Annotated in this window: 2 protein-coding genes; both read right to left on the reverse strand. The window is 55.6% G+C overall.

Features of this window, described 5'->3' with window-relative positions:
- Positions 1 to 361 precede the first annotated feature (361 nt).
- On the reverse strand, positions 362 to 1360 hold the full coding sequence (locus UC15_RS25460) for an ABC transporter permease (protein WP_369964713.1): 999 nt from the start codon (positions 1358 to 1360) through the stop codon (positions 362 to 364).
- A gap of 8 nt (positions 1361 to 1368) precedes the next feature.
- Positions 1369 to 2850 (reverse strand): sugar ABC transporter ATP-binding protein, encoded by a 1482-nt coding sequence (locus UC15_RS25465; protein ID WP_112292007.1) that lies wholly within the window; start codon positions 2848 to 2850, stop codon positions 1369 to 1371.
- Positions 2851 to 3051: the final 201 nt, after the last annotated feature.

The following is a 3051-nucleotide window of genomic DNA, read 5'->3' on the forward strand; positions in this document are numbered from 1 at the left end:
TTCATTCGGTGCCATTTTTGATCACGCCAATACACTTTTCTAAAAGATGAAGAATAGTCTGTCTTTGAATTTAAGATCGTGCGGGCGATTCAGAAAGCTTGCTGAATGAGAGGTTGCAGACCTAAGGCTGCAATCCCGAAATGAAGGTACCGCGCAGCGGCAAGATTTCCAGCCTGTCGCTGTGTTTGCTGAAACATAGCCAGCGAGCGAAGCGCGCAGTGTAAGAGCCCGGGATTCTCAAGGGGTGCGGCGACAGGCGCCCCTTGAGGCCAGTTTGGGTGGCAACCCAAGGTTTTGTGGGTGTGGGCGGCGAGCCCACGGTGTTGACCTTAAAAAAGCCGAAATATAGAAGCGGCCTCTGCTATCTCTTCTGAATGTACGTCAGCGCCAGCGCCACCGCCAGCACCAGCCCTTTGATGATATCCATCGCGTAATACGGCACCGACAACATCACCAGTCCGTTCGACAGCACGCCCAGAATGACTGCGCCCAGCAGGGTTCCCAGCGCATTCGGTTTACCGGAACCTGCCAGCGAGAAACCGATGTAGGCGGCGGCAACGGCGTCCATCAGGTAACCGCCTCCGGCATTCACCTGCGAAGACCCGATACGTGACGCCAGCAAAATACCCCCAGCCCCGGCCAGAACGGATGACATCACATACGCAATCACGCGATAACGTGCGGTGCGGATCCCTGCCAGACGTGCGGCCAGCGGGTTGCCGCCGATGGCGTACATGCGGCGGCCATGTTTGGTCAGCGACATAAACAGTTGTACCGCAATGGTCACGACGGCCATCACGATGACAATCACCGGCACCTGACCGAGCAGGCTGAACACCGCGGGCACCGTGCCTTCGGCCATGTCACCGCTCGGCAATAACATGTTTTCAGTGATCGAGCCGCCATAGCTGTAAGTCATCGCCGCGCCCTGAATCACAAACAGGCTGGCGAGGGTGGCGAGCATGTCAGGGATCTTTAGTATGACGATAAGGAAAGCGTTGAACAGGCCGACCAGCGTACAGAGCGCCAGCGTGATTAAGATGGCTTCGGTGGTGCCGAAACCGTGCCAGACGAACATCGAAATCACCAGCGCATTGGCGAGTGACGCCGTTGAGCCGACGGACAAATCGAAGCCGCCGACCGCCAGTGAAATCGATACGCCGATAGCAATCACCGTCACGATGGCAATCGAACGCAAAATGTTGATGATATTCGACGGCTCGAGGAAGTTATCTGATGCCACACCAAAACCGGCAATCAGCAATACCACGGTCAGCAACATGCCCCATTTATACAAAAACTCGAACAGCTGATGACGCCACGGCTGACTCGCTGCGGGCACGCTTTCTTTACTCACCACGGCTTTGTTCACGCGGGTGTTCCTCCGGTTGAATAGACTAATAAGGTTTCTTCGTCGACGTTAGCGGCGTCGAGTTCGGCCACAATGCGGCCATCCCACAACACCAGAATGCGGTCGCATAAACCGACCAGTTCGGCGAACTCACCGGAAGCATAAATAATGCCTTTTCCCTGTTGCGCCAGGCCGTCGATCAGCCTGAACACGTCCGTTTTGGCTTTGATGTCTACGCCTTTGGTCGGTTCGTCGAAAATCAACACCTGACTCTCACTGCGCAGCCATTTCCCGATAGCGACCTTCTGCTGGTTGCCGCCGGAAAGCCGTGCCAGCTTCTGCATCGGCCCGGAAGCGCGAATGCCTAAGCGGCTGATAATGTCTTTTGCCCATGACAGTGACTGTCGCGCGTTGAAAATACTCCAGCGCGAAAAGGTGTCGTCAGCGGTCACACTCAGGTTCATCGGGATATTTTCATCAATGAAAATCCCTTCCTTGCGCCGTTCTTCCGGCACTAACGCCAGTCCCTGTTCAACAGAAAGATGCGGTTCTTTCGGTTTCCAGGGTTTGCCATTCAGTTCACCGCTTTCCACCTCACTCGGCGTCGCGCCAAACAGCGCCTTGCACAGTTCAGTTTTTCCGGCACCCGCCAGCCCGGCAATGCCGAGGATTTCGCCACGATGCAGTCGTAGCGAGATATCCCGCAGTTTGTCTTTATCGTGCATCCCATGAATGCTTAGCAGCGTTTCACCGCTGTGCGGCGGACGGCGCGGCGGGTAAATATCGTCGAGCTGATGGCCGATCATTTTCTCAATAATGTGCTCGTTGCTCAGGCCGTCCATGCTGTCATCGCTGACCAGACGCCCGTCGCGCAGCACCGTCATGCGATCACAGATATCACGCAGTTCATGGATACGGTGCGAGATAAATACAATCGCCATTCCGGCGGCTTTCAGCTTGCGTACCAGTGCGAACAGACGTGCACTTTCCGCCTGATCGAGCGGGGCGGTCGGCTCATCGAGGATCAGGAACCGGCATTTATGCGATAACGCCCGCGCCAGCAAAATCAGCTGTTTCTCCGCCAGTGTGCAGCTCTCGATGCGAGCCCGCAGGTTGATGTTCAGCCCAAGCTGTTCGGTCAGTAACTGTGCCTGACGGTAAAGCTGCGGCCAGTTATGCAGATGACCCGGTTCAGAAAGGCGGTCGAGCATGATGTTTTCGGCAACGTTTAGCGTCGGCACCAGCGCGACGTCCACTTCCTGCTGCACCAGATGAATCCCGTGCTCGCGGGCATGATGCGGCAGGCGGATATTTGCGGCTTTGCCGTCGATAGTGATCTGCCCGGTGTAATGTTCATGCGTGCCGGAAAGCACCGCCATCAGTGTCGATTTCCCCGCGCCATTCGCGCCAACTAACGCATGGACGGAGCCGCCTTCCAGCGTGAAATCCACCTGGCGCAGGGCAGGGAAACCGGCAAATGAAATCGAGATATCGCGCATCTCAAGGAGGGAGGTGGTCACTGGGCGTTCGGCCTTATTAAATAGACGGATGGGGATTTAGACGTTTAGCCGTCTAAGACTCGCAGTGGCAGAGTTTTAACATATCAGGGAATTTAAGCAACAAAATAAAAGTGATAACTAAGAGCGAAAAGATCTAAAGTCTTCAGCGGAAACTCGATCGACTCCCTCCCCTGCGAAGGG

Origin of the sequence: Rahnella sp. AN3-3W3, from assembly GCF_003263545.1 — a bacterium.
GTDB classification, from domain to species: Bacteria; Pseudomonadota; Gammaproteobacteria; order Enterobacterales; family Enterobacteriaceae; genus Rahnella; species Rahnella variigena.